The following is a 25,409-nucleotide window of genomic DNA, read 5'->3' as shown; positions in this document are numbered from 1 at the left end:
CCGTCCTTTATTTTCATGGGCGCCGCAGTAATTGTTCGATTTCACGGGTCAATGGGATGCCTTTTGACCCAGGCAGCGGCAAGCGTCAGGCCGCCCCACCAGACTCCGGGCCCTTATTTATGCGCCTGCGAGCCTGCTTTCACAATTTGTCAGGTGGTTTTATGGACAGCATCAACAGCCGCATCGCCGAGGAACTCGGCGTACGCCCGCAACAGGTCGAAGCGGCCGTCGCGCTACTCGATGAAGGCTCTACCGTTCCCTTCATCGCCCGTTACCGGAAAGAAGTGACCGGCAGTCTCGATGACACTCAGCTGCGTCATCTGGAAGAGCGTCTGCGCTACCTGCGAGAACTCGACGAACGGCGCATCAGCATCCTTTCCAGCATCCAGGAGCAGGGCAAACTCACCCTGAGCTGGAACGCGAAATCAAACTCGCCGACACCAAGACCCGCCTCGAAGACTTGTACCTGCCGTACAAGCAGAAGCGCCGCACCAAGGGCCAGATCGCCCTGGAAGCCGGCCTCGGCGAACTGGCCGACGGTCTGTTCAACGACCCGTCGCTGGCTCCGAAAACCGAAGCCGCACGCTTTATCGACGCCGAAAAAGGCGTGGCCGACGCCAAGGCAGCGCTGGAAGGCGCCAAGTACATCCTCATGGAGCGCTTCGCCGAAGACGCCAACCTGCTGGACAAACTGCGCAACTATTTGAAGCAGGAAGCCACCCTCAGTGCCCGCGTGATCGCCGGCAAGGAAGAGGAAGGCGCCAAGTTCCGCGACTACTTCGAACACGACGAACCACTGAAAAGCATGCCGTCGCACCGCGCGCTGGCGATTTTCCGTGGCCGCAACGAAGGCATTCTCAGCTCTGCGCTGAAAGTCGGCGAAGAACTGCCGGGCACCCTGCACCCGTGCGAAGGCATGATCGGCCAGCACGTCGGCATCCAGAACCAGAACCGTCCGGCCGACAAATGGCTGGGTGAAGTGGTGCGCTGGACCTGGAAGGTCAAGCTCTACACCCACCTGGAAACCGACCTGCTCGGCGAGCTGCGCGACGGCGCCGAAACCGAGGCGATCAACGTCTTCGCCCACAACCTGCACGACCTGCTGCTGGCCGCCCCGGCCGGCCCGCGCGCCACCCTGGGCCTCGACCCGGGCCTGCGTACCGGCTGCAAGGTCGCGGTGGTCGACTCCACCGGCAAGCTGCTGGATCACGCCACGGTTTACCCGCATGTGCCGCACAACAAGTGGGATCAGACCATCGCCATCCTGGCCGCCCTGTGCGCCAAGCATTCGGTTGACCTGATCGCCATCGGCAACGGCACCGCCAGCCGTGAGACCGACAAACTGGCCATCGAGCTGATCAAAAAATATCCAGCGATGAAAATGATCAAGGTCATGGTTTCCGAAGCCGGCGCATCGGTGTATTCGGCATCGGAACTGGCGGCCAAGGAATTCCCGGATCTCGACGTGTCGATCCGAGGCGCCGTGTCCATCGCCCGCCGTCTGCAGGATCCACTGGCCGAGCTGGTGAAAATCGATCCGAAATCCATCGGTGTCGGCCAGTACCAGCACGACGTGTCGCAGCTGAAACTGGCGCGCGGCCTGGACGCCGTGGTCGAGGACTGCGTGAACGCCGTGGGCGTGGACGTGAACACCGCGTCCGTGGCGCTGCTGGCGCGGATCTCCGGCCTCAACGCGACCCTGGCACAGAACATCGTGACTCACCGTGACGAGCACGGCGCGTTCAAAACCCGCGCTGCGCTGAAGAAAGTCGCACGTCTGGGCGAGAAAACCTTCGAACAGGCCGCCGGCTTCCTGCGAGTGATGAACGGCGACAACCCGCTGGACTCCTCGGCCGTTCACCCGGAAGCCTATCCGCTGGTGCAGCGCATCGCCGCTGAAACCGACCGTGACATCCGCTCGCTGATCGGCGACGCCTCGTTCCTCAAGCGTCTGGATCCGAAGAAGTTCACCGACGAGACCTTCGGTCTGCCAACCGTCACCGACATCCTGCAGGAACTGGAGAAACCGGGCCGCGACCCGCGTCCGGAGTTCAAGACCGCCGAGTTCCGGGAAGGCGTCGAGGACCTGAAAGACCTGCAACTGGGGATGATCCTCGAAGGCGTGGTGACCAACGTGACCGCGTTCGGTGCGTTCGTCGACATCGGCGTGCACCAGGACGGTCTGGTGCACATCTCGGCGCTGTCGGAGAAATTCATCAAGGATCCGCGCGAAGCGGTGAAGGCCGGTGATGTGGTGAAAGTGAAGGTCATGGAAGTCGACATCCCGCGCAAACGCGTCGGCCTGTCGATGCGCATGAGCGACACGCCGGGCGAGAAAATCGATGGTGCCCGTGGTTCGCGTCCGGGCTCGGCGCCACGCCAGTCGCAGGGTTCGGCTCCGCGCAAGGAAAGCACCCCGGCGGCTCCGGCGAACAACGCCATGGCGTCGCTGTTCGCCAACGCCAAGCAGTTGAAGAAACGCTGATGGAGATTCCGGCCGGGCTCGTCGAGAGCGCGTTTTTCAAGCTGTTGGGCTGCCGCCTGCACAGCCTGGAAACCGGGGTGGCGCAAGTCGCCCTGGTGCTGGAACCCGAACTGCGCAACCGCGGCGGCAAGCTGCACGGCGGCGCGCTGTTCAGTCTGGTCGATATCGCCATGGGGCTGGCCTGTTCCAGCACCCACGGCTTTGACCAGCAGAGCGCGACCATCGAGTGCAAGATCAACTACATCCGCGCCGTCTCCGAGGGCGAGGTGATGTGCACGGCGCGGGTGATCCACCCGGGCCGACGCACGCTGGTGGTCGAAGCCGACGTGATGCAGGGCGACAAACTGGTCGCAAAAGCGCAAGGCACGTTCGCTGTCCTGTAGCTACTCGTCATCGATTTGAGTTAATTTCGGCGCTGTGATCGCAGCGTCGGAGTTTTCCTCGCCCGCGTCTGCCAGATTCAGGGACTGAAGTTGGCGTTTGCAATGGGGCTTTCATGGCCCGAAAACCAGGCGAAAACGCCAGTTTCAACTTCACCCTTGTAGACCGTCCTGCCCACCCCCATATTGGGGCGACTGACGCGTGAAGGAATCCAAATTGAGCGAACTTCTCAACCGCCGCCTGGCTCTGCTCGGTGAGCGCGCCAACCTCTCTCTGCTCGAACAGTGCCTGCACGGCATCGAACGTGAATGCCTGCGCGTGACCGGCGAGGGTCGACTGGCGCAAACGCCGCACCCCGAAAGCCTGGGTTCCGCGCTGACCAACGAACAGATCACCACCGACTATTCCGAGTCGCTGCTGGAATTCATCACGCCTGCCCTGCCCGATCCGGCCGATACGCTGGCGAGCCTGGACAAGATTCATCGCTTCGCCTACAGCAAGCTCGGCAACGAGTACCTGTGGAGTCCATCGATGCCGTGCCCGTTGCCGGCCGAGGAAGACATCCCGATCGCCTATTACGGCACCTCCAACATCGGTCAGCTGAAGTACGTCTACCGCAAGGGCCTGGCCCTGCGTTACGGCAAGACCATGCAGTGCATCGCCGGGATTCACTACAACTTCTCCCTGCCGGAAAAACTCTGGCCGCTGCTGAAAGAAGCCGAAGGCTTCGTCGGCACCGACCGGGATTTCCAGTCGTCGTCCTATATCGCGCTGATCCGCAACTTCCGCCGCTACAGCTGGCTGCTGATGTACCTGTTCGGTGCTTCGCCGGCGCTGGACGCGGGATTCCTGCGCGGCCGCTCGCATCAGCTGGAACAACTGGATCCGGACACCCTGTACCTGCCCTACGCCACCAGCCTGCGCATGAGCGACCTCGGTTACCAGAGCAACGCCCAGGCCGGCCTGACCCCTTGCTACAACGACCTGGCGAGCTACACCGACAGCCTGCGCAAGGCGGTGGCCACGCCATACGCGCCGTACGTTGAAGTCGGCACGCACCAGGACGGGGAGTGGGTGCAACTGAACACCAACATCCTGCAGATCGAAAACGAGTACTACTCGAACATCCGTCCGAAACGCGTAACCTACACCGGCGAGCGGCCGATCCAGGCCCTGATGGCCCGTGGCATCCAGTACGTCGAAGTGCGCTGCCTGGACATCAACCCGTTCCTGCCGATGGGCATCGACCTCACCGAGTCGCGCTTCCTCGACGCGTTCCTGCTGTACTGCGCGCTGAACGACAGCCCGCTGCTGACCAACATCAGCTGCGGCAACGCCACCTCAAACTTCCTCAGCGTGGTCAAGGAAGGTCGCCGTCCGGGCCTGCAATTGCAGCGCGACGGCCAACCGGTCGACATGAAGGAATGGGCGGCGGAGCTGCTGGAAAAAATCGCTCCGCTGGCCGCGCTGCTGGATCAGAGCCACGGCGGCGACGCCCACAGCAAGGCCCTCGACGCGCAACTGGCCAAGGTCAAGGATTCGTCCCTGACGCCATCGGCCCAGGTGCTGGCAGCCATGGCCGAGCACAAGGAAAGCTTCGCGCAATTCTCCCTGCGCCAGAGCCAGGCCCACGCCGAGTTCTTCCGCAGCGAACCGTTGGCGGCTGACGAACAGGCGAAGTTTGAAGAACTGGCGCGCTCGTCGCTGGCGCAACAGGCTGAGCTGGAGCAGAACGAGGTGGGCGATTTCGACGTATTTGTCGGGTCGTATCAGGCGAGTATTCTGGCGATCAGCAACTGATCGATCGGCTTTGGATCGCAAGCCCCCTCACCCTAGCCCTCTCCCGGAGGGAGAGGGGACTGACCGAGTTGTTGATGCGAAGTACATCGACCTGAAATACCAAGCCGAACTCAGGATCTGGAAAGCCCCCAGTCGGCTCCCTTTTCCCCTCGCCCCCTTGGGGGAGAGGGCTGGGGTGAGGGGGTAAGGATTTCAAGTCCGAACCGATAATCCGAAAAGCCCCCACTCTCCCACGCTTAGATTTTTCCGCTCATAAGCTCATTCTAAAAAGTTATTTATTTTTAGATTCTTAGATCATTTAGTCTCCTTTCACGCCGACGCTCGGTCGCCTGATATGGAGCTCTTCAATGAAACTGAATGTCCCGCTTCGCCTGCTGGCCGTGGCCTCTCTGGCTGCAGCGAGTTTTCTGGCCCAGGCCGCCGATCTCACCGTCGCCTACCAGACCACCGTTGACCCGGCAAAAGTTGCCCAGGCCGACGGCGCCTATGAAAAAGCCACCAAGGCCGACATCAGCTGGCGCAAGTTCGACAACGGCGCGGATGTCATCTCGGCCATCGCTTCCGGTGACGTGCAAATCGGCTACCTCGGTTCCAGCCCGCTGACCGCCGCTGTCACCCGCAAAGTCCCGGTGGAAACCTTCCTCATCGCCACCCAGATCGGCGCCGCCGAAGCGCTGGTCGCCCGCGACGGTTCCGGCATCAAGACGCCGCAGGATCTGGTCGGCAAGAAAATCGCCGTGCCGTTCGTGTCCACCGGTCACTACAGCCTGCTGGCCGCGCTGAAACACTGGAACATCGATCCTTCGAAAGTCACCGTTCTCAACCTCGCCCCGCCAGCGATCATTGCCGCGTGGAAACGCGGTGACATCGACGCCACCTACGTCTGGGATCCGGCGCTGGGTGTGGCCAAGGAAAACGGCAAAGTGCTGATCACTTCCGGTGAACTGGCCAAGTTCGGTGCACCGACTTTCGATGCGTGGATCGTGCGTAAAGACTTCGCCGAGAAGCACCCGGAAATCGTCACCGCGTTCGCCAAGGTCACCCTCGACGCCTACGCCGACTACCGCAAGGATCCGAAAGCCTGGCTGGCCAATCAGAGCAACGTCGACAAGCTGGTAAAACTGTCCGGTGCCAAGGCCAGCGACATTCCACTGCTGCTGCAAGGCAACGTCTACCCGCTGGCGGCGGATCAGGTCAGTGACCTCGGCGCGCCGACCACCAAAGCCATCACCGACACCGCTGCGTTCCTCAAGGAGCAAGGCAAGGTCGAAGCGGTACTGCCGGACTACGCGCCGTACGTCACCCCCAAGTACATCACCAACTGATCGGGAGTTAACTGCGATGGCCTTGCTACAGCTGGAGCGCATCAGCGCACAGTATCCCGGCAGCCCGGAACCGGTACTGTCCGACATTTCCCTGACCCTCGGCCCTCAGCAATTGCTGGTGGCCCTCGGCCCGTCCGGCAGTGGCAAGACTTCGCTGTTGAACCTGATTGCCGGTTTCGTCGAACCGAGCGCCGGCCGCATCACCCTCGACAACGTGCCGGTCAAAGGCCCGAGCGCCGAGCGCGGCGTGGTGTTCCAGGACGACGCCCTGCTGCCCTGGCAGGATGTGCTGGCCAACGTTGCTTTCGGTCTGGAGCTGGCCGGTGTGGCCAAGGAAAAACGCGAACAGATCGCCCGGGAAATGCTCGCGCTGGTCGATCTTTCGGGTTTTGAAAACCGTCGTATCTGGCAGCTCTCCGGCGGCCAGAAGCAACGTGTCGGCCTGGCCCGCGCCCTTGCCGCCGACCCGCGCGTGCTGCTGATGGACGAACCCTTCGGCGCCCTCGACGCCTTCACCCGCGAACAGATGCAGGAGCTGTTGCTGCAAGTCTGGCAACGCACCGCCAAACCGGTGTTCCTGATTACCCACGACATTGAAGAAGCGGTGTTCCTCGCCACTGACCTGATTCTGCTGGCGCCGAATCCGGGACAGATCGTCGAGCGCCTGCACCTGGATTTCGGCAAGCGCTACGCCGCCGGCGAATCGGCGCGGGCGATCAAGTCCGATCCGCGCTTCATCGAAACCCGCGAACACGTGCTCGCCAAAGTGTTCTCGCAACGCAGCGCCGTTCAACGGCAGGAGCGCGCATGAGCAGTTACGACGTTTCCGCCACCGCAGTAAAACCCGCCGCCACCTCGGTGGCGATTCCCGTGCGTCGCAGCCTCAGCACCCGCTTGATCAGCCTGCTGACCCTGTTCGCGTTGCTGGTGATCTGGTGGGCGGTGACCGCCACCGGTCTGATCGAACCGCTGTTCCTGCCACCGCCGTCCGCCGTGCTGCAAAAAGGCTGGTTGCTGGCGACCACGGGCTACATGGATTCGACGTTGTGGCAGCACCTGGGTGCGAGCCTCAGCCGCATCGGTCTGGGCCTCGGCTTCGCGATTCTGACCGCCGTGCCGGTGGGCATTGCCATCGGCGCCAACCGCATCGCCCGTGGCGTGCTGGATCCGCTGATCGAGTTCTACCGCCCGATCCCGCCACTCGCCTATCTGCCGTTGATCGTGATCTGGTGCGGCATCGGCGAGCTGTCGAAAGTGCTGCTGATCTACCTGGCGATTTTCGCCCCGATCGCGATTGCCACCGCCACCGGCGTGCGCACCGTGGACCCGGCCAAATTGCGCGCCGCACAGTCGCTGGGTGCCACTCGCGCACAACTGATCCGCCACGTGATTTTGCCCAGCGCCCTGCCGGACATTCTGACCGGTGTGCGTATCGGTCTGGGTGTCGGCTGGTCGACTCTGGTTGCTGCCGAATTGATCGCGGCCACCAGCGGCCTCGGCTTCATGGTGCAGTCGGCTGCGCAATTCCTGGTCACCGATGTGGTGGTGCTGGGGATTCTCGTCATCGCCCTGATCGCCTTCGCCATGGAAATGGGCCTGCGTGCCCTGCAACGCAAACTGGTGCCGTGGCACGGCCAGGCCCACTGATTTTTCAGCACTGACTACCCCGACAGTTTCGGGGCCCCGGAATTGAAGAGAACCACCATGAGCAGCCTGAACATCACCCCGTTAAGCTCAGCCCTCGGCGCACAGATCAGCGGCGTCGACATCAGCCAGCCGCTGAACCTGGAACAGCGCGATGCCATCGAGCAGGCGCTGCTCAAATACCAGGTGCTGTTCTTTCGCAATCAGCCGATCGAGCCATCGCAACAGGCGCGCTTCGCCCACTATTTCGGCGATCTGCACATTCACCCGATCTACCCGAACGTACCGGAACAACCGGAAGTGCTGATCCTCGACACCGCCGTCACCGACGTGCGCGACAACGCGATCTGGCACACCGACGTGACCTTCCTGCCAACCCCGGCCATGGGCGCGGTGCTCAGCGCCAAGCTGTTGCCGGAGTTCGGTGGCGACACGTTGTGGGCCAGCGGGATTGCCGCGTATGAGGCGCTGTCGGCGCCGATGAAGGCGATGCTCGAAGGGCTGACCGCGACTCACGACTTCACCCGCTCCTTTCCGCTGGAGCGCTACGGCAACACGCCTGAGGCATTGGCGCAGTGGGAAGAGGCGCGGCGCAAGAATCCACCGCTGTCGCATCCAGTGATTCGCACTCACCCGGTGAGCGGGCGGCGTTCGCTGTTCGTCAACGAAGGCTTCACGTCGAAGATCAATGAGCTGTCGGAGACCGAGAGTGAAGCGGTGCTGAAGTTTCTGTTCGCCCATTCGACGCGGCCGGAATTCACCATTCGCTGGCGCTGGCAGAAGGATGACATCGCGTTCTGGGACAACCGCGTGACGCAGCATTACGCGGTGGATGATTACCGTCCGGCGCGGCGGGTGATGCAGCGGGCTACGGTGTTGGGGGATGTGCCGTATTTCAGGTGAAAGCCTCGGCAAGAAAACTCGCCATCCTAAAATGTTCCGCTTGTCGGAGCACTGTACAAAAGAACAGCCACCGCTTTCATAACGAATAAAAATGAAGTAAAAATCCGCTTACCGAATAGTGAGTGGTGAATCGCATGGTCACAAAAGAAGAAATCCATTCGTGCGCAGGTCGACAGGGAGTTCTTTGATGAACTTGAGGTCTTGATCCCACAGACATTTCAAAAGGCGGCCAAGGAGGTTGAAGACCTCCTGATTCACACGCCCCCGGAAGACTTGCGAGGTCATCTGCGCCATTCACTTGTTCAGGACGCCTTGGCTGGGATGAAGCGCTGGAATCCTATCGTCAAGAGCACGGATCCCAAAGGGCATAACTACGTTCTTTTGGAATTGGGAAAGCTGCGCATCACAGCCGTTGTATTGCCTTGGCAGAAAGAAATCCGAGCTGCCAAACACCGCAACGAACTCAAAACGTTGAATGAGTCACTAGCCTCAATTCAAATGGATTGGATTGACGGGCTCGCGCACACGGTTACCGAACAACTGATTCATGCGCTTGTCGTAGTCCATGCACCACCACCTCGTTCAGCAGATCAATCAGAACCCATCGCAATCATGATGGCGGTGCCCTATTTCAACGGGAAAGGTTTCCACATGGATTGCACATTTGAAGAGCTGCTTCAGAGCTATTCTGATAATCAGGCTACTGATCAGAAACCGATTGAATTGGTGAAATTGCGAGATAAGATGCGCCGCGCCGAAGACGTTGAAGATCAAATTGATGATGAGAAAAATTCCAAGAGGTGAAGCATGAGAACTGGAGTCGCGGGCTTCCAGTCCGAGCGTCTCAAGCAGTTACGGCTCACGTTTGGCATCACCCAAACCGCGTTAGCCGAAATGGTGGGGCGCGCCTCTGGAAACATCTCCAAATGGGAAAACGGGGTGCAGGTTCCTGAGGCCGATGCTTTCCAACGACTATGTGAGGTCTTCGGCGTCAGTGAGAATTGGCTACTTGAAGAACAAATCGTAACGAGTGAGCGTACGCCGTTCTTTTTTCGATCTCAGGTAAGTGCCACGGCAAACGCCAGGGAAATAGCGGAAGTACGCCTGGAATGGCTTCAGGAGGTCTCGTATAAGCTTCAGGAAAGCCTGGAATTCGTCGCAGTAAATGTTCCTCATCTGGAAGAAAGTAACTGCTTGCTGATTTCGGACGAAGAAATCGAACGAATGGCCAGCGAATGCCGCCAAGCCTGGGGGCTTGGGACTGCTCCCATCCCCAATGTCATTCAGGTTCTCGAAAACGCAGGCATCGTCTGTACTCGGACCACATTGGGCCATTTGAAAATGGATGGCGTTTCAAATTGGTACGAGTTGGATCAGCGGCCTTATGTCCTCCTTGTAGCAGACAAGGCGAACGGCATACGAAACCGATTCGATGCTGCACATGAATTGGGGCATATCGTTCTACATCGTCATGTATCGAAGGAGCAGTACGAATCGAATTACGATCTGCTTGAGTCTCAGGCTCATCGATTCGCCAGCGCATTCCTGATGCCAGCGGAGAGCTTCCTGAGAGAAATTCGATGGCCTACCTTGGATACTTTGCTAGCGTTGAAACCACGCTGGAAAGTCTCTGTAGCAGCAATGGTTCGTAGATGCCAGGATCTGGAAATAATCAACGAAACCACTACAACAAGACTGTGGAAGGCTAGGTCAGCAAGAGGATGGGTCAAAGGTGAGCCGATGGACGCTGACTTCGACTTTGAAAGGCCTCAGTTGATTGCACGAGGCGTAAAAATGCTCGTGGAAAATAAAGTCCTTTCTAGATCTCAACTCAGACAGTTGCTCGGATTACCGCTACCCACACTGGAAAGCCTATGCAGTTTGGACAAGGGTTACTTCACCCTGCCAGATCAGTCACAGGTGATCGACATGCAACTGAGAAAACGAACCGCAAGAGATTCATTTTTCAGCGAGACCGCAGAAGTACTCGGGTTCCCGAGCAAAAAGTAAAACTACAAAAATTACGGAGAAACCTCGTCCAGTGAGGCTTCTCCGTAATAACGCTTCAAGTCTTCGAAACCACCTACACCGCCGTCGAAGGCTTCTCCCAAAGATTGATCCCGCCCTCCTGGGCAAACCGGTCAATCTCCGCCAGTTCCTCAGCACTGAAGCTCAGATTCTTCAAAGCCCCGACGTTCTCGACAATCTGCTCCGGCCGACTCGCACCAATCAGCGCCGAAGTCACCCGAGGATCCCGCAGCGTCCACGCCAATGCCAGTTGCGCCAGGCTCTGCCCGCGACGCTTGGCGATCTCGTTCAGCGCCCGCACATGAGCGATGTTGGCTTCGGACAAGTGCGAAGCCTGCAACGAACCGCCACCCGGACGGTTGACCCGCGCATCCGCCGGCACACCATTGAGGTATTTGTCGGTCAGCAGACCTTGCGCCAGCGGGGTGAATGCAATCACGCCGGTGCCGAGTTCGTCGGTGGTGTCGAGCAGGTCCTTTTCCACCCAGCGGTTGAGCAGGTTGTAGGCCGGTTGGTGAATCAGCAGCGGCACTTTCCACTCTTTGAGCAACGCGGCGATTTCACGGGTTTTAACCCCGGAATACGACGAGATGCCGATGTACAACGCCTTGCCCTGCTGCACCGCCGTGGCGAGGGCGCTGGCGGTTTCTTCCAGCGGGGTGTCCGGGTCGAAGCGGTGCGAATAGAAGATATCCACATAGTCCAGGCCCAGGCGTTGCAGGCTCTGATCGAGGCTGGCCAGCACGTATTTGCGCGAGCCACCGCCCTGGCCGTAAGGGCCCGGCCACATGTCCCAACCGGCCTTGCTGGAGATGATCAGTTCATCGCGGTACTGCTTGAAGTCTTCGCGCAGCAGTCGGCCGAAATTGGTCTCGGCGCTGCCGTAGGGCGGGCCGTAGTTGTTGGCCAGGTCGAAGTGGTTGATGCCCAGGTCGAACGCGGTGCGCAGCAACGCGCGTTGGGTGTCGATCGGCGTGCTGTCGCCGAAGTTGTGCCACAGGCCCAGGGACAGAGCCGGCAATACCAGACCGCTGCGTCCGACGCGGCGGTAAGGGATGGAGTCATAGCGGTTTTCGGCAGCGGAGTAAGTCATCGAATCCTCTCTTGTCGGTCTTGAAATGGGTGTCGATTGCTACGCAAAGCGATTGCCGGGCCGGGCAAGGCCAAGGTTCTGGCGCAAGGTCCGACCCTCGTATTCGGTTCTGAACAGCCCGCGCCGTTGCAGTTCCGGGACCACGCCATTGGCGAAGTCTTCGAGCCCGCCGGGCAAGTGCGGCACCAGCACGTTGAAGCCGTCCGCCGCGCCCTGCTCGAACCATTCCTGCAAACGATCGGCTATCTGCGCCGGCGTACCGACAACGCTGTAATGCCCGCGACCGCCAGCGATTCGCCGGCCCAGTTCGGCCAGCGTCAGATGCTCGCGGCCAGCCAGTTCGGTCAGCAGCTTCTGCCGGCTCTGCTGGCCGCTTTCGGTCAGCGGCAAGTCCGGCAGCGGCCCGTCCAGCGGGTACTTCGACAGATCGAAGTTACCCAGCATACGCCCAAGCAGGGCGACGCCAACCTCGGGTTCGACCAATTGCTGAAACGTTTCACATTTTTCCTGCGCTTCGGCTTCTGTCTGCCCGACCACGACAAACACGCCGGGCATGATTTTCAGCGAATCGGCACTCCGTCCGTACTTCGGCAAGCGGCCCTTGAGGTCGGCGTAGAACGCCTGAGCGCTGGCCAGCGAGGTCTGCGCGGTGAACACCACTTCGGCCGTCTGCGCCGCCAGTTCCCGCCCGGTTTCCGACGAGCCGGCCTGCACGATCACCGGCTGACCCTGTGGTGAACGCGCGACGTTCAACGGGCCTTTGACCCGAAAGTGTTCGCCGACGTGATCCAACACATGCAGTTTTTCCGGGTCGTAATACGCTCCACTGACCTTGTTGCGGAGGAAGGCATCGTCCTGCCAACTGTCCCAGAGCCCGGTCACCACCTGATGAAATTCCCGGGCGCGGCTATAGCGCTCGGCATGGCCGATGTGTTCGTCGCGGCCGAAATTCTGCGCTTCGGCGGCGTTGTCCGAAGTCACCAGATTCCACCCCGCTCGCCCGCCGGACAGGTGATCGAGGGACGCGAATTTACGCGCCACGTGGTACGGCTCGTTGTAGCTGGTGGTGGCGGTGGCAATCAGGCCGATGTGTTCGGTCACTGCGCTCAACGCCGAGAGCAAGGTCAGCGGTTCGAAGTGATCCGAACGGGCCATGCGGCTGGCGATGTCGTGAGTCGGCGCGGCGACGCTGTCAGCGACGAACAAGGTGTCGAACTTCGCCGCCTCGGCAACCTGCGCCAGACGTTTGTAGTGGGCGAAATCCAGTCCGGCATTGGCCGGCACGTCCGGGTGACGCCACGCGGCGACGTGGTGCCCGGTGGCCATGAGGAACGCGCCGAGTTTCAGCTGTCTGCTCATCTCAGAAGTCCTTGCGCAGTTGCACGCCGAAGTAGCGCTCGTCGTCGCGAGGCACGGCACGGTAGATGTAGTTGCCACCGCTGGCGAGCAACGGCGAATAGGACTTGTCGGTGAGGTTCTTGCCGAGCAACGCCACGCGCCAGCCGTTGGTGTAATCGGCCAGGGCGACGCTGGCGTTCCAGAGGCCGTAAGCACCTTGTTTGGTGTCGGCGTTCTGGCTGATGTCGTACTGCACTTCGCTCTGCCAGCTGTAGTCGGTGCCGAGTTCGATATCCAGACCGTTTTCCAGCGGGATGGTGTAGTCGGCGCGCACGTAGCTTTTCCAGTCCGGGCTGAACGGCAGCGGCTTGCCGTTGACGTTGCACGACGCCGCCGCGCCCGCCGGGCAGGCGAACTGGTCGATGCGGGCGCGGGTGTAGGCCAGTGCGCCGGAGAACTTCAGTTGCTGGGTCGCCTGCAGGGCGTAATCAAGCTCCACGCCTTCGGTGCTGACACTGCCGGCGTTGATCAGGCGCGTCACCACTTGCCCGGCGACGGTGTCAAAAAAGTTCGCCTGATAGTTGTCGTAGTCGCTGTGGAAAACCGCAAGGTTGGTGGTCAGGCGATTGTTCCAGCTTGAGGCTTTGATCCCCGCCTCCCAGGTGTTGGAGGTTTCCGGTTTCAGCGCTTCGGTATCACGCGGCTGCATGTTGAAGAACACGTTGTAGGCCGGGCCTTTGTAGCCGCGCGAGTAAGTCAGATAAGTGGTGACGGTATCGCTCAGGTCGTACTGCAAACCGAGCCGGCCGGACCAGCCGTCCTCGTCCACCGAACCGGAACTACTGGTAGCCGGTTGAATGCCGCTGACGGTGGTAGCGGAAGTGGAAACGCGACGGTGATCGTATTCCAGATCGTCGTGGGTGTAGCGCAGGCCGGCGATGCCTCGGAAATCCGAGGTGAAATTCAGCGTGCTTTCGCCGAACACCGCGTAGCTGTCGCTGGTGGTGCTGTAGTCAGCGACGCCGCGATCGGTCCGCGCGGTGGTGGTCAGCGTGCGCTGATAGGTTTCGTCATCCTTGCCGTGCATGTAGAACAGGCCGCCGACGTATTCGAGGAACCCGCCCTTCGGCGACGCCAGACGCAGCTCCTGCGAGTACTGGTCGAAAGCCAGATCGCCCTTGTCCGCCGTGCCGGGGAACGCAGCCGTCACCGTGCCGAGGCGGTCGCCATCCTGATACTGAGTGTTGTCCCAGCCGCGCCACGCGGTGATCGACGTCAGGGTGTAATCGCCGAGTTGCCAGTCGAGCTGGCCGGACAGGCCCTTGTTGGTGTCTTCGACGTGGGTGCGGGTGTCGGTGTTGATATCGCGGTTGTGACTGGTGGCGCTGACCGGGCTCAGTGCATTGGTGAACGTCGGGGTCAGCGACTTGGTCACGACGCCATTGGGGCCGTCATCATTGGACTGCATGTAGTCGGCAATCAGGGTGAAGGTGACGTCGTCGTTCGGGGTGAATTCCAGTTTGCCGCGCACGCCACGGTGGTTGTAACCGTTGACCTCCTGGCCGTTGTGCTTGTTATCCACATTGCCGTCATAGCTGCCGAACAAGGTGCTGATCGAGCCCTTGAGCGTATCCGGAATCAGACTGCCGCCGATGCCGAAACGGGTGCGGCTTTCGTTGCCGCTGTAGTACGACTGATCGATGTAACCGTGGGTCTCGGCGGTCGGTGCCTTGCTGGTGATGTTCAGCACGCCGGCCGAGGCGTTCTTGCCGAACAACGTGCCTTGCGGCCCGCGCAGAACTTCGACGCGCTCCAGGTCCAGCAGATCGAGAGTGGACTGGCCGGGCCGCGCATAAACCACACCATCAATCACCGTGGCCACCGTCGGCTCGACGCCCGGCGAAGTGGAAATCGTCCCCACACCGCGCACGAACAACGAGGTGTCCTTGTTCGATGCGCCGGTGCGGAAATTCAGTGACGGCACCTGCTGGACGATGCTCGCCACGCTGTTGCGGTTATCGCGCTCCAGTTGCTCGCCGTCGATCACTGACACCGCCACCGGGACCTTTTGCAGCGACTCTTCGCGGCGGGTGGCGGTGACTGTGACGGACTTGAGTGTCGGCTCTTGATCGTTGCTGTCGGCGGCGAACACGGCGGGCAGCGGCAGCGCGGCCAGCCCGGTGAGTAGCCAGCCCGCAGCGCGGATCGATTGCGCCAGTTTGTGTGTCGCCCCAGGAATGTTGTGCATGTTTGCCCGCTCGAAAAGTTGCCCTGAACCGCTGCCGTTCTACGACGACAGCGCCTGTCTCGGTGTCTTGGGCATTCGCTCGAGCGAGTAGCAGACAACGCGCTTTGTTAGCGCTAACATCGCCAGTATTGGCAAGCCCCACATAGAGCGTCCAATACTGAAAAATTACTTTTATATGCGTTTTGGTTTTTAAGAAGGATCGAGCCTTGAGCGAAGAAAAACCCCGCAAACGCCGTGGCGCCGGTCGTGTGACCCTCAACTCGGTGGCGCGCCAGGCCGGCGTTTCGGCGATCACCGTGTCGCGCTACTTCAACCAGCCGGAACAGGTCTCGCCCGAACGCCGCGAACGGATCGCGGCGGTGGTCGCCGAGCTGGGTTATGTACCGAATCTGGTGGCCGGCGGCCTCGCCTCGGCGCGGGGGAAAATCGTCGGCATGGTGATCCCGAACATCTCCGGGCCGATTTTCGCCAACACCATTCAGGGCTTCAGCGACACCCTCAGCCGTCACGGCTATCAGCTTCTTCTGGCATCGAGTTACTTCAGCGCCGAGCAGGAAGAAAACGCGGTGCGGGCGTTCCTCGGCTGGTCGCCGGCAGCGCTGGTAGTGACCAGTCACTTCCACAGTGCGGGCACGGAAAAGATGCTCGCCGAAGCGGATATTCCAGTGATCGAAACCTGGGATTACCAACCGGATCGCGAGCCGATGCAGATCGGTTTTTCGCACTTCGAGGTAGGTGTCAGCGCCGCCCGTTATCTGCACGGCAAGGGCTATCGGCGGATTGCATTTGTGCAGAACAGCGCCCCCGGCGACCTCAGCGCACTGGAGCGCCGCGACGGTTATGCGGCGACCGTGCGTGAACTCGGTCTGGAACCCTGGGTGTTCGCACCTGATGCAGATCGCGCCCCGTTCGAAGCCGGCAAGCAAGCGATGGAAGCACTGATGACCGCCTCGCCGCGCCCCGACGCCATCTTCTTCGCCAACGACAACCTCGCCGCCGGCGGCCTGCTCGCCGGGCAACGCGCCGGCCTCAAGATCCCCGAAGACTGCGCCGTCCTCGGCTTCGGCGACTACCCGTTCGCCGAGATGCTGCTGCCGAGCCTGAGCACAATCAAACCGCCGGCGCTGGAGATCGGCGTACTGGCGGCGACGCGGGTGCTGGAAAGCCTGGGCGTGTTGCCGAGTGATGAGGTGCAGCGACTTAATTTGCTGCAATGCCAAGTCATCGAGCGAGAAAGTACCTGACCCAAAGACTCGCTCTCACGATATGCGAGTCAGATCGAAAAATATGGGGTGATATCAAACTCGACTACATCCCAAACGCCTCCGGCGTATTCCGGGTTGTCGAGATGAGCATCAATGTCCTGCACCTGCGGCAACGACTCACCCTCCGCGACCAGTCCCGCAAAGTGCAATGTCAGTGCTTCTTGAATGTTGCCAACAGCTTCGGCGGCTGTACCACCCGCCGAGTAACAACCCGGAATGTCGGGGACGATCAATCCGTAGTCTGAGTCGGAATCCTTGTGCAGAACGACCGGAAATTTCATTAGAGCTCCTTCCTGTACACCCGTTGATGCAGCGCACTATAGGTATAACCAGCATTCAGAAAGCGAAATTACACATCTTGAAATCGATCGTTACGTGAAGATCTGATGCAGCTCGCAGTCTGGATGGCATAGACAGAGCGTCATGGTCAGCCAGCGGAGAGATACGAAAAGAATGGGCCGGTTTGGCTATGCTCTAAAGAACACCGAGCTGGACGAATCGCAGATAAACGAATCCACCAGGCGAAACCCACCATGCACACCGCAATCATCATCTTCTTCGGCCTGATCCTGCTGGCGCTGATGCTCTACATCGGCGAGCGCATCGGCTTCAGTCGACAGACCATGGCCTACGGTTTCGCGGCGTTGTGGCTGGCGTTGACGGTGATCAACGGCGCGGTCGGCGTGGTGCACGCCGGGCAGCCGCTGGGGTCGGAGATTGCGATTGGCAGTGCCGTGTTTGGCGTACCGATCGCGGCGATGGTGCTGTTCATGGTGCTGAGCGCCGAGACCTGAAACTGTCCCGGCGCCCTGCGCCGATCAACGCACCAGATGCAGGAACTGCATGTGCCGTTCGTACTGGTCGAGGATGTCGTTGATGATCTGTTCTTTGGTGTAACCGACCAGATCGTAGTCCTGACTGCCCTCGCTCAGATGCACTTCGGCGCGGTAGTAGCGACGGTTGTTGAGCTGCTTGGAGCCCATACCGCCGCGGGCGAACGATGGCGTGAAGTAACCGCGCATCTGCACCTGATAGATGAACGGGTGCAGCTCGCCGTGACCGATTTCCAGACTGACGCTGTCATGAGCCGGATCGGGTTGCGTAACGACATTCAGCCCCTTCTCGACGAACACTGCCGTCACTTCTTCGATGGCCGGTTTCACCGTGGTGTCCATGAAGCGGTACACCTCGTCCCGCGACGGGAAGTGCACGGCCTGGCTCAGGCGCTGGCGCCAGCCACCCTTGCCACGCCGCGAGCCGGAGACCGGGGCCAGCGAATGCAGCTGCGCGATCTGCTTCTGCGATTCCAGATAGAACGCCTTGTGCAGCCCCCACATCATCAGCAGCAGAATCAGCGAGAACGGCAGCGAGGTCAGCACTACCGCTGACTTCAGCGCATCGATACTGCCGGAGAACAGCAGCGCACTGGTGATCAGCGCAGTCATCGCGCCCCAGAACACCCGCAACCATTTCGGCCCGTCTTCATCCGGGTTACCACCCTTGGCCGACAGGGTCGAGAGCACTACGGTGCCGGAGTCGGCGGAGGTGACGAAGAACACGAAGCTGATGAACACCGTCACCGCGATGACTGTATTGCTCCACGGGTAGGTTTCCAGCAGCAGGTAAAGGGTCATCGACGGGTTGTCGAGGGCCGACATGCCCAGTGCCGACATCCCGTGGTTGAGCACCTGATCGATGGCGCTGTTGCCGAAGATCGACATCCACGCCAGGGTGAAACCGAGTGGGATCAACAGCACGCCGAAGACGAATTCGCGGATGGTCCGGCCACGGGAAATCCGTGCGATGAACAGGCCCACGAACGGCGACCATGCAATCCACCAGGCCCAGTAGAACACCGTCCAGCCACCGAGCCAGTCGCTCGGTTTGTCGTAGGCGTAGAGGTCGAAACTCTTCGTCGGCAAGGCGCCGAGGTAGTCGCCGAGGTTCTGGATCAGGGTGTTGAGCAAGTGCTGGGTGGGGCCGGCGAACAACACAAACAGCAGCAGCGCACAGGCCAGCAGCATGTTGATGTCGGACATGACCCGCACGCCCTTATCCACACCGGAGACGGCGACGATGATCGCTGCACCCATCATCAGGGTGATCAAACCGACCTGAATCCACTGGGTGTGGGCGATGCCGAACAGGTAGTCCAGACCGGAGTTGAGATGGAGCACGCCGAAGCCCATGTCCGCACCGAGGCCGAACACCGTGGCGATGATGCCGAAGCCATCCACCGCGTAGCCGATGGGCCCGTTGATGCGTTTGCCGATCAGCGGGTACAGCGCCGAACGCAGGGCCAACGGCAGGTTGTGCCGATAGGCGAAATACGCCAGCGCCATGCCGACAAAGGCGAACACGCCCCAGCCGTGCAGGCCCCAGTGCAGAAACAGGATCTGCATCGCCTGACGCGCCGCGTCCGCCGTTCCGGCCTCTCCTTGCGGTGGCTGGAGCATGTGGGTCAGCGGTTCGGACACACAGAAGAAAAACAGCGTGATGCTGATCCCGGCGGCGAACAGCATGCCGGCCCAGGACAGGTAACTGAATTCGGGTTCGTCGTGGTCGGCACCGAGTTTGATCTTGCCGTAGCCCGATAACGCGGTGACCACCACGAAGACCAGATACAGGGTCATCGCGAGCATGTAGTACCAGCCGACCGTATTGGCCGCCCAGTTTTGCGCTTCAAGCAGCCAGGCACCGGCCCGTTCCGGCATGGCGATAACGGTCAGGCCGAACAGCAGGATCACCGTCGCGGCGAACCAGAACACCGGCGGATTCATGCGTACCAGACCGCTGGCGGGGGTAGACGATGCACTCATGAACGGTGCACCTCAAGGGGTTGGAAAATGGCTGAAATGATCGGACTCAGCAAAGGCAAGCCTCCTGTTGTGAGCGGGCAGCGAGCTACCGGTTTAACTTGAATGAACGTTCAAGTTAAACATGGATAGCACGCTCAGGACTAATCGCAGGGCTCAGCGGTACCTTTCGTACGCTGGCTCAGGGAGGGGTATGACGCTGTAGTGAGGGCGTTCGTTCCCGCCTTGCGCGGGAACGAACGGACAGGAAAATTACTTCTGCGTCCCGTCATCATGCTGCAGGTTGGCCTGGGTCAGGTTGCACCCGGCCGGCACGCTGCGGGTCAGCCACACGTTGCCGCCGATGGTCGAACCCTTGCCGATGGTGATCCGCCCGAGAATCGTCGCGCCGGCGTAAATCACCACGTCGTCCTCGACGATCGGGTGGCGTGGATGGCCCTTCTGCAACTGGCCGTCTTCGTCTGCCGGGAAGCGCTTGGCGCCGAGGGTCACCGCCTGATAGATCCTGACGCGCTCGCCGATGATCGCGGTCTCGCCGATTACCACGCCGGTCCCGTGATCGATAAAGAAACTGCGGCCGATCTGCGCGCCCGGGTGAATATCGATGCCGGTCGCCGAGTGGGCGATTTCCGAACTGATCCGCGCCAGCAGCGGCAGGCCTGCGCGATACAAATGGTGCGCGAGACGATGGTGGATCACCGCCAGAATCCCCGGATAGCACAGCAGCACTTCATCGACGCTGCGCGCCGCCGGATCGCCGTGGTAGGCGGCCAGCACATCGGTGTCGAGCAGACTGCGCAGGCCCGGCAGCGCCAGAGCGAAATCCTGAATGATCCGGATGGCCTGCGCCTCGACTTCGCTGTCATCCCGGGCGCTGTGGCGGGCGACGTAACGCAGTTCGAGTCGTGCCTGGGCCAGCAATGCATTCAATGCAACATCGAGGGTGTGACCGATGTAAAAATCCTCGCTCTCTTCACGCAGATCCACCGGCCCCAGACGCATCGGGAACAACGCGCCGCACAGGGCTTCGAGAATCTGCGCCATCGCATCACGGGACGGCAGTTCGCGCCCGCCCTGCTCGCCGCTGGCGCGGCCATTTTGCGCACGCCACTGATCCCGCGCGGTACGCAGCTGGCTGACGATGGTCTGCAATTGCCAATGGCTGGAACGCTCGCTCACGGTAAAGACTCCTCACGGGCGGCCGGACTGTCTGGCCGCGTCAACGGCCACTACTTTACGGCAACGCCCCGGAGGCGAATTAAGAACCGATAGTGCTGGCCTAAGCACATTTGGCTATAAGCGATTGGCGGTTGCCCCGGTAAATCGGCGTGCCTATAGTCCTGTGATCTTCCTCCGCCAGTACGGACTCATGATTAAACAACAGCTGGACCGCTTTAAGCGCCTCGACCTGCTTGGCCAACCGACCCCACTGGAAAAACTCGAGCGCCTGTCCAACTGGCTCGGTCGCGACGTCTACATCAAGCGTGATGACCTGACGCCGCTGGCCATGGGCGGCAACAAGCTGCGCAAGCTCGAATACCTCGCCGCCGATGCCATCGCCCAAGGCGCCGACACCCTGATCACCGCCGGCGCACTGCAATCGAACCACGTCCGCCAGACTGCTGCGCTGGCCGCGAAACTGGGCCTGGGCTGCGTGGCCCTGCTGGAAAACCCGCTGGGCACCGACGACGCCAATTACACCGGCAACGGCAACCGCCTGCTGCTGGACCTGTTCGACACCAAGGTCGAGCTGGTCGACAACCTCGACAACGCCGACGAACAACTGGCCGCCCTCGCCGTGCGCCTGCGCAGCAACGGCAAGAAGCCGTATCTGGTGCCGATCGGTGGCTCCAACGCCATCGGTGCACTGGGTTACGTACGCGCCGGCCTGGAACTGGCGCAGCAGATCGAGGACACCGGCCTGCAATTTTCTGCCGTGGTCCTGGCTTCGGGCAGCGCCGGTACGCACAGCGGCCTGGCACTGGCCTTGAGCGAAGTGCTGCCGCAACTGCCGGTGATCGGCGTGACGGTTTCGCGCAGCGAAGAAGATCAGCGCCCGAAAGTTCAGGGTCTGGCCGAACGCACCGCCGATCTGTTGGGCGTGGCGTTGCCGGAGAGTTTCAAGGTCGAGCTGTGGGACGAATACTTCGGCCCGCGTTACGGCGAGCCGAATGCCGGGACGCTGGCGGCGGTGAAACTGCTGGCCAGCCAGGACGCCGTGCTCCTTGATCCGGTCTACACCGGCAAGGCGATGGCCGGGTTGCTCGACGGCATCGGGCGCGGGCGTTTCGACGACGGCCCGATCATTTTCCTGCACACCGGCGGTGCCCCGGCGTTGTTTGCCTACAAGGATTTTCTGTAAGCCTGAGCGCGTTCCCGCGCCCTGCGTGGGAACGCTAAGCACCGGCCCGAGTAAATATTCATTAAATGCATAACAAATTGAAAATTCATTATTTTCCATTCTAAAAGAACAGTCTTATAGTCTCGCCGCAGGCGAATATCGCGAGAGACGCATAAGCTGCTTTAAGGCAGGATAGCGCTGTCGTCCAATTCCCGGATTCGCCAACTTTCCTTAAGCGTCTTCCATAAGAAAACACAGGGGCTTGTCATGATTCTTTCCGCACTACGTCGAAATCTGCTGGTAGGTTCGCTGGGCCTGGCGCTGAGCGCCGGTCTGATCAGCAGCGCCGTTGCCGGTGAGCAACTGCAACAGATCAAGGACAAAGGCGTTATCAACGTCGGCCTGGAAGGCACTTACCCACCGTTCAGCTTCGTCGATGCCGACGGCAAACTGTCCGGCTTCGAAGTCGAGCTGTCCGAAGCCCTGGCGAAGAAGCTGGGCGTGAAGGCCAAGATCCAGCCAACCAAGTGGGACGGCATCCTTGCCGCGCTGGAATCCAAGCGTCTGGACGTTGTAGTCAACCAGGTGACCATCTCCGACGAGCGCAAGAAGAAGTATGACTTCTCCGAGCCGTACACCATCTCCGGCATTCAGGCGCTGGTGCTGAAGGACAAGGAAGCCGCGCTGAACATCAAGACCGCCGCCGACCTGTCCGGCAAGAAAGTCGGCGTGGGCCTGGGCACCAACTACGAGCAGTGGGTCCGCGCCAACGTGCCGGGTGCCGACGTGCGTACCTACGACGATGATCCGACCAAGTTCGCCGACCTGAACAACGGCCGTACCGACGCGATTCTGATCGACCGTCTGGCCGCCCTCGAGTACGCCAAGAAAGCACCGAAAACCGTAGCGGCCGGTCAGGCGTTCTCCCGTCAGGAATCCGGTATCGCCCTGCGCAAAGGCGAGCCTGAGCTGCTGGCGGCCGTGAACAAGGCCCTCGACGAGCTGCGTGCCGACGGGACCCTGGCCAAGATCTCGGAAAAGTACTTCCAAGCTGACGTCACCAAATAATGGAAGCAGCTTTCCAACTCGCACTGGACTCCGCGCCCTTTCTGCTCAAGGGCGCGTACTACACGGTAGTCCTCAGCCTCGGCGGCATGTTTTTCGGCCTGCTGCTGGGCTTTGGCCTGGCGCTGATGCGCCTGTCGCGTTTCAAATCGGTCAGCTGGCTGGCCCGCATCTACGTGTCGTTCTTTCGCGGCACGCCGTTGCTGGTGCAGCTGTTCGTGATCTATTACGGCCTGCCGCAACTGGGGCTGGAACTCGACCCGCTGCCGGCAGCCCTGATCGGCTTTTCGCTGAACATGGCCGCCTATGCCTGTGAAATCCTGCGTGCCGCGATCGGCTCCATCGAACGTGGTCAGTGGGAAGCAGCTGCAAGCATCGGCATGACCCGTGCGCAGACCCTGCGCCGGGCCATCCTGCCGCAAGCCATGCGCACAGCGTTGCCGCCGCTGGGCAACAGCTTCATTTCACTGGTCAAGGACACCGCACTGGCCGCCACCATTCAGGTGCCGGAGCTGTTCCGTCAGGCACAACTGATTACCGCCCGGACTTTCGAAGTCTTCACCATGTATCTTGCCGCCGCGCTGATCTACTGGATTCTGGCCACAGTGCTGTCGCACTTCCAGAACAAGCTGGAAGAGCGGGTCAATCGGCACGACCAGGAGTCCTGACCCCATGATTGTCGTGGAAAAACTGACAAAGCAGTTCAAGGGTCAAGTCGTGCTCAACGGCATCGATCTTGAAGTGAAGGAAGGCGAGGTCGTGGCCATCATCGGCCCCAGCGGCTCGGGCAAGACCACGTTCCTGCGCTGCCTGAACTTCCTCGAACAACCCACCAGTGGCCGGATCAAGGTCGGCGATATCGAGATCGATACCGGTCGTCCCTTGAACCAGCAGCAGAATCTGGTGCGCACCCTGCGCCAGCATGTGGGCTTCGTGTTCCAGAACTTCAACCTGTTCCCTCACCGCACCGCCCTGGAAAACGTCATCGAAGGCCCGATCGTGGTCAAGAAGACGCCCCGTGACGCAGCCATTGCCCTGGGCAAGAAGCTGCTGGCCAAGGTCGGCCTGGCGGGCAAGGAAGACGCCTATCCACGGCGCCTGTCCGGCGGCCAGCAACAGCGCGTGGCGATTGCCCGGGCGCTGGCGATGGAGCCGGAAGTGATCCTGTTCGACGAGCCTACATCGGCCCTCGACCCGGAACTGGTAGGTGAAGTACTGGCGACCATTCGCGGTCTGGCCGAAGAAAAACGCACCATGGTTATCGTGACCCACGAAATGGCGTTCGCCCGTGACGTGGCCAACCGTGTGGTGTTTTTCGATAAAGGCGTGATCGTCGAACAAGGTGAAGCCAAGGCGCTGTTCGCCAATCCGAAAGAAGAACGCACACGACAGTTTCTCAGCAAGTTTCGCAACAACGGCTGAGAACTTCGCCTGCATCCTCACTCACTTCCATGGATGGAAGTAGTGTTTTCCCCGACATAAAAATTACTCTCAAAACATAAACTACCCATCCCTTGCAAAGGCAGTACATATATATGTCCTGCAACAACTTCCTGCGCATAAAATTCGCCGCACTCTGATTCTTTGCTTCAGCAGAACGAACAGTCAAACACGCTGAAAACCGCGAAAACCTGTAGCCTCTTTCCCTTTCCTGCCTAGTCCGACTGCTATAACAACGTAGGAACCTTCTGATTAATCCGTAATTCACGGATTAACTAAACCACTCGCTTGACACCTCTTCCGGCGAACTCTTATCTAGTCGTCAACCGGCACACGCTAGTTCAACAAGACACTTTCAAACTTGTACGCAACTCCTAAGTTTTATTGCCGATTAATTCACGCCATTCGTTCTTTCAGATACGGACTTCGCTGCAAGGCTTCAAGGAGAGAAACCGATGACCTGCATTTCAAACATCCCGCTACTGCCACCACCGACCCTGGAGCAAACCCACGGGACTGGAATCAACCTCATGGCGGCCGCCATCCTGTCGGTCGAAATCGGACCTTATGACGATATGGACAGCGGCGATCTGATCGAGCTGTTCTGGGATGACTGCTATGTCGCTTCCCGTGTGCTGACTGCCGGCGATATCGGAAGCACGGTCAGCCTCAGGGTGCCGGAGAGTTTCATCGTCAACGGTTCACCCTGCGTGCACTATCGGGTCATGCAGGTCGGGAGGAACCCGGTGCTGTCGGCCGGCGCCCGGTTCCAGGTGAAGCTCGACTGCCCGGGCGGGCAATTCGCAACAGGCAGCGCAGAGGAAAACCAGTATCTGCTGCCGGTCAGCCTGCCAGACGTCATCCGCCGGCGTGGGGTCAACCCGAGTCAGATCAAGCGCGGCGTCCCCCTGACCATCGAGCCCTACCTGAACATGGCCGAGGGTGACGAAATCACCCTGCGCTGGGGCGACGCACGAATGGATCTGCCCCCTGTCACGCAAGCCGATGTCGGCCAGGGAATCCAGGTCTGGGTGCCACCGGCAGTCATCGTCGAAGCGGGCGAAGACCTGCGGCTTGACGTGACCTATTGCATCATCGACCGGGTCGGCAACAACTCGCGCTGGGCGCCGTCCCGCACCCTGAAGATTGGCTGCGTGAATCCTTATCTGAAAGCACAGCCGAGGCGGGCTCCCATGGCTGCGGAGCGCAAAGCCAGGTGAGCTTTCGATCTTCTATA

General features: G+C 60.6%; 20 protein-coding genes and 2 pseudogenes. 16 read left to right on the top strand and 6 right to left on the bottom strand.

Annotation, left to right across the window (positions count from 1 at the left end):
* Positions 1-161: 161 nt before the first annotated feature.
* From R1A29_RS00695 to R1A29_RS00655, 9 genes and pseudogenes are all read left to right on the top strand, one after another.
* Positions 162-2,485, top strand: a pseudogene (locus R1A29_RS00695) (Tex family protein).
* Complete coding sequence (locus R1A29_RS00690; protein ID WP_085712709.1) at positions 2,485-2,868, top strand: PaaI family thioesterase; 384 nt, start codon at positions 2,485-2,487, stop codon at positions 2,866-2,868. Before R1A29_RS00695 ends, R1A29_RS00690 begins: the two are co-directional and overlap by 1 nt.
* Before the next feature lie 214 nt (positions 2,869-3,082).
* The gene (gshA, locus tag R1A29_RS00685) at positions 3,083-4,666 is read left to right on the top strand and encodes a glutamate--cysteine ligase (RefSeq protein WP_085712708.1); all 1,584 of its coding nucleotides are present in this window, start codon (positions 3,083-3,085) and stop codon (positions 4,664-4,666) included.
* A 347-nt stretch (positions 4,667-5,013) separates the two neighbouring features.
* Positions 5,014-5,991, top strand: coding sequence for a taurine ABC transporter substrate-binding protein (gene tauA, locus R1A29_RS00680; protein ID WP_134825137.1), 978 nt, complete (start codon positions 5,014-5,016; stop codon positions 5,989-5,991).
* Positions 5,992-6,007: 16 nt separating this feature from the next.
* Positions 6,008-6,802 carry a taurine ABC transporter ATP-binding subunit gene (gene tauB / locus R1A29_RS00675; protein ID WP_438300378.1) on the top strand — a complete coding sequence of 265 codons (795 nt, stop codon included), beginning with the start codon at positions 6,008-6,010 and terminating at the stop codon, positions 6,800-6,802.
* Positions 6,799-7,638, top strand: coding sequence for a taurine ABC transporter permease TauC (gene tauC, locus R1A29_RS00670; RefSeq protein ID WP_438300377.1), 840 nt, complete (start codon positions 6,799-6,801; stop codon positions 7,636-7,638). The genes tauB and tauC overlap by 4 nt, the downstream gene beginning before the upstream one ends.
* Positions 7,639-7,695: 57 nt before the next feature.
* Positions 7,696-8,538 carry a taurine dioxygenase gene (gene tauD / locus R1A29_RS00665; protein ID WP_438300376.1) on the top strand — a complete coding sequence of 281 codons (843 nt, stop codon included), beginning with the start codon at positions 7,696-7,698 and terminating at the stop codon, positions 8,536-8,538.
* A 201-nt stretch (positions 8,539-8,739) separates the two neighbouring features.
* On the top strand, positions 8,740-9,342 hold the full coding sequence (locus R1A29_RS00660; protein WP_438300374.1) for a hypothetical protein: 603 nt from the start codon (positions 8,740-8,742) through the stop codon (positions 9,340-9,342).
* 3 nt (positions 9,343-9,345) lie between these two features.
* Positions 9,346-10,548, top strand: a complete 1,203-nt coding sequence (locus tag R1A29_RS00655) for a helix-turn-helix domain-containing protein (protein ID WP_438300373.1) — start codon at positions 9,346-9,348, stop codon at positions 10,546-10,548.
* Positions 10,549-10,621: 73 nt separating this feature from the next.
* Here R1A29_RS00655 and mgrA read toward each other — a convergent pair whose 3' ends face one another.
* Genes mgrA through R1A29_RS00640 form a run of 3 tightly spaced genes read right to left on the bottom strand, consistent with a single transcriptional unit; the run spans position 10,622 to position 15,245 of the window.
* Positions 10,622-11,659, bottom strand: coding sequence for an L-glyceraldehyde 3-phosphate reductase (gene mgrA / locus R1A29_RS00650; RefSeq protein WP_438300371.1), 1,038 nt, complete (start codon positions 11,657-11,659; stop codon positions 10,622-10,624).
* A gap of 39 nt (positions 11,660-11,698) precedes the next feature.
* Positions 11,699-13,018, bottom strand: coding sequence for an LLM class flavin-dependent oxidoreductase (locus R1A29_RS00645; RefSeq protein ID WP_438300370.1), 1,320 nt, complete (start codon positions 13,016-13,018; stop codon positions 11,699-11,701).
* A gap of 1 nt (position 13,019) precedes the next feature.
* Positions 13,020-15,245 carry a TonB-dependent receptor gene (locus R1A29_RS00640; protein WP_438300369.1) on the bottom strand — a complete coding sequence of 742 codons (2,226 nt, stop codon included), beginning with the start codon at positions 15,243-15,245 and terminating at the stop codon, positions 13,020-13,022.
* A 206-nt stretch (positions 15,246-15,451) separates the two neighbouring features.
* Here R1A29_RS00640 and R1A29_RS00635 point away from each other — a divergent pair, with 206 nt between their 5' ends.
* Positions 15,452-16,489 carry a LacI family DNA-binding transcriptional regulator gene (locus R1A29_RS00635; RefSeq protein WP_438300368.1) on the top strand — a complete coding sequence of 346 codons (1,038 nt, stop codon included), beginning with the start codon at positions 15,452-15,454 and terminating at the stop codon, positions 16,487-16,489.
* 38 nt (positions 16,490-16,527) lie between these two features.
* On the opposite strand, the pseudogene R1A29_RS00630 reads toward R1A29_RS00635, so the two are convergent.
* A pseudogene (locus R1A29_RS00630) lies at positions 16,528-16,791 on the bottom strand (type II toxin-antitoxin system HicB family antitoxin); the annotation flags it as partial.
* A 252-nt stretch (positions 16,792-17,043) separates the two neighbouring features.
* On the opposite strand from R1A29_RS00630, the gene R1A29_RS00625 reads away from it, so the two are divergent.
* A complete protein-coding gene (locus R1A29_RS00625) occupies positions 17,044-17,304 on the top strand; it encodes a hypothetical protein (RefSeq protein ID WP_114881008.1) in 261 nt (86 codons plus the stop codon).
* A gap of 24 nt (positions 17,305-17,328) precedes the next feature.
* On the opposite strand, the gene betT is transcribed toward R1A29_RS00625, so the two are convergent.
* Positions 17,329-19,290, bottom strand: a complete 1,962-nt coding sequence (gene betT, locus R1A29_RS00620) for a choline transporter BetT (RefSeq protein ID WP_438301999.1) — start codon at positions 19,288-19,290, stop codon at positions 17,329-17,331.
* 288 nt (positions 19,291-19,578) lie between these two features.
* Complete coding sequence (gene epsC / locus R1A29_RS00615) at positions 19,579-20,505, bottom strand: serine O-acetyltransferase EpsC (RefSeq protein ID WP_438300367.1); 927 nt, start codon at positions 20,503-20,505, stop codon at positions 19,579-19,581.
* 190 nt (positions 20,506-20,695) lie between these two features.
* Between epsC and R1A29_RS00610 the strand changes: the two genes are divergently transcribed.
* The 5 genes from R1A29_RS00610 to R1A29_RS00590 all read left to right on the top strand — a co-directional run bounded on the left by R1A29_RS00610 (position 20,696) and on the right by R1A29_RS00590 (position 25,392).
* Complete coding sequence (locus R1A29_RS00610; protein ID WP_438300365.1) at positions 20,696-21,688, top strand: D-cysteine desulfhydrase; 993 nt, start codon at positions 20,696-20,698, stop codon at positions 21,686-21,688.
* Positions 21,689-21,934: 246 nt separating this feature from the next.
* On the top strand, positions 21,935-22,735 hold the full coding sequence (gene tcyJ, locus R1A29_RS00605; protein WP_085712693.1) for a cystine ABC transporter substrate-binding protein: 801 nt from the start codon (positions 21,935-21,937) through the stop codon (positions 22,733-22,735).
* Entirely contained in the window at positions 22,735-23,400 is a 666-nt protein-coding gene (gene tcyL / locus R1A29_RS00600; RefSeq protein ID WP_114881003.1) for a cystine ABC transporter permease, read from the top strand. Before tcyJ ends, tcyL begins: the two co-directional genes overlap by 1 nt.
* A 4-nt stretch (positions 23,401-23,404) precedes the next feature.
* Positions 23,405-24,154 carry an L-cystine ABC transporter ATP-binding protein TcyN gene (tcyN, locus tag R1A29_RS00595; protein WP_114881002.1) on the top strand — a complete coding sequence of 250 codons (750 nt, stop codon included), beginning with the start codon at positions 23,405-23,407 and terminating at the stop codon, positions 24,152-24,154.
* A 473-nt stretch (positions 24,155-24,627) separates the two neighbouring features.
* Positions 24,628-25,392 carry a hypothetical protein gene (locus tag R1A29_RS00590; RefSeq protein WP_438300364.1) on the top strand — a complete coding sequence of 255 codons (765 nt, stop codon included), beginning with the start codon at positions 24,628-24,630 and terminating at the stop codon, positions 25,390-25,392.
* The last annotated feature ends 17 nt before the right edge of the window (positions 25,393-25,409 follow it).

The sequence above is a fragment of the Pseudomonas sp. NMS19W genome, from assembly GCF_051554255.1.
Taxonomy (GTDB): Bacteria; Pseudomonadota; Gammaproteobacteria; order Pseudomonadales; family Pseudomonadaceae; genus Aquipseudomonas; species Aquipseudomonas kribbensis.
This window is presented reverse-complemented; position numbering and strand designations above follow the sequence as displayed.

What these genes read in the sequence shown, in the direction of transcription:
- R1A29_RS00690 (WP_085712709.1), top strand. Translation starts at nt 2,485, where the DNA reads ATGGAGATTCCGGCCGGGCTCGTCGAGAGCGCGTTTTTCAAGCTGTTG.
- tauA (WP_134825137.1), top strand. Translation starts at nt 5,014, where the DNA reads ATGAAACTGAATGTCCCGCTTCGCCTGCTGGCCGTGGCCTCTCTGGCT.
- tauB (WP_438300378.1), top strand. Translation starts at nt 6,008, where the DNA reads ATGGCCTTGCTACAGCTGGAGCGCATCAGCGCACAGTATCCCGGCAGC.
- tauC (WP_438300377.1), top strand. Translation starts at nt 6,799, where the DNA reads ATGAGCAGTTACGACGTTTCCGCCACCGCAGTAAAACCCGCCGCCACC.
- tauD (WP_438300376.1), top strand. Translation starts at nt 7,696, where the DNA reads ATGAGCAGCCTGAACATCACCCCGTTAAGCTCAGCCCTCGGCGCACAG.
- R1A29_RS00655 (WP_438300373.1), top strand. Translation starts at nt 9,346, where the DNA reads ATGAGAACTGGAGTCGCGGGCTTCCAGTCCGAGCGTCTCAAGCAGTTA.
- mgrA (WP_438300371.1), bottom strand. Translation starts at nt 11,659, where the DNA reads ATGACTTACTCCGCTGCCGAAAACCGCTATGACTCCATCCCTTACCGC.
- R1A29_RS00645 (WP_438300370.1), bottom strand. Translation starts at nt 13,018, where the DNA reads ATGAGCAGACAGCTGAAACTCGGCGCGTTCCTCATGGCCACCGGGCAC.
- R1A29_RS00640 (WP_438300369.1), bottom strand. Translation starts at nt 15,245, where the DNA reads ATGCACAACATTCCTGGGGCGACACACAAACTGGCGCAATCGATCCGC.
- R1A29_RS00625 (WP_114881008.1), top strand. Translation starts at nt 17,044, where the DNA reads ATGCACACCGCAATCATCATCTTCTTCGGCCTGATCCTGCTGGCGCTG.
- betT (WP_438301999.1), bottom strand. Translation starts at nt 19,290, where the DNA reads ATGAATCCGCCGGTGTTCTGGTTCGCCGCGACGGTGATCCTGCTGTTC.
- R1A29_RS00610 (WP_438300365.1), top strand. Translation starts at nt 20,696, where the DNA reads ATGATTAAACAACAGCTGGACCGCTTTAAGCGCCTCGACCTGCTTGGC.
- tcyJ (WP_085712693.1), top strand. Translation starts at nt 21,935, where the DNA reads ATGATTCTTTCCGCACTACGTCGAAATCTGCTGGTAGGTTCGCTGGGC.
- tcyL (WP_114881003.1), top strand. Translation starts at nt 22,735, where the DNA reads ATGGAAGCAGCTTTCCAACTCGCACTGGACTCCGCGCCCTTTCTGCTC.
- tcyN (WP_114881002.1), top strand. Translation starts at nt 23,405, where the DNA reads ATGATTGTCGTGGAAAAACTGACAAAGCAGTTCAAGGGTCAAGTCGTG.
- R1A29_RS00590 (WP_438300364.1), top strand. Translation starts at nt 24,628, where the DNA reads ATGACCTGCATTTCAAACATCCCGCTACTGCCACCACCGACCCTGGAG.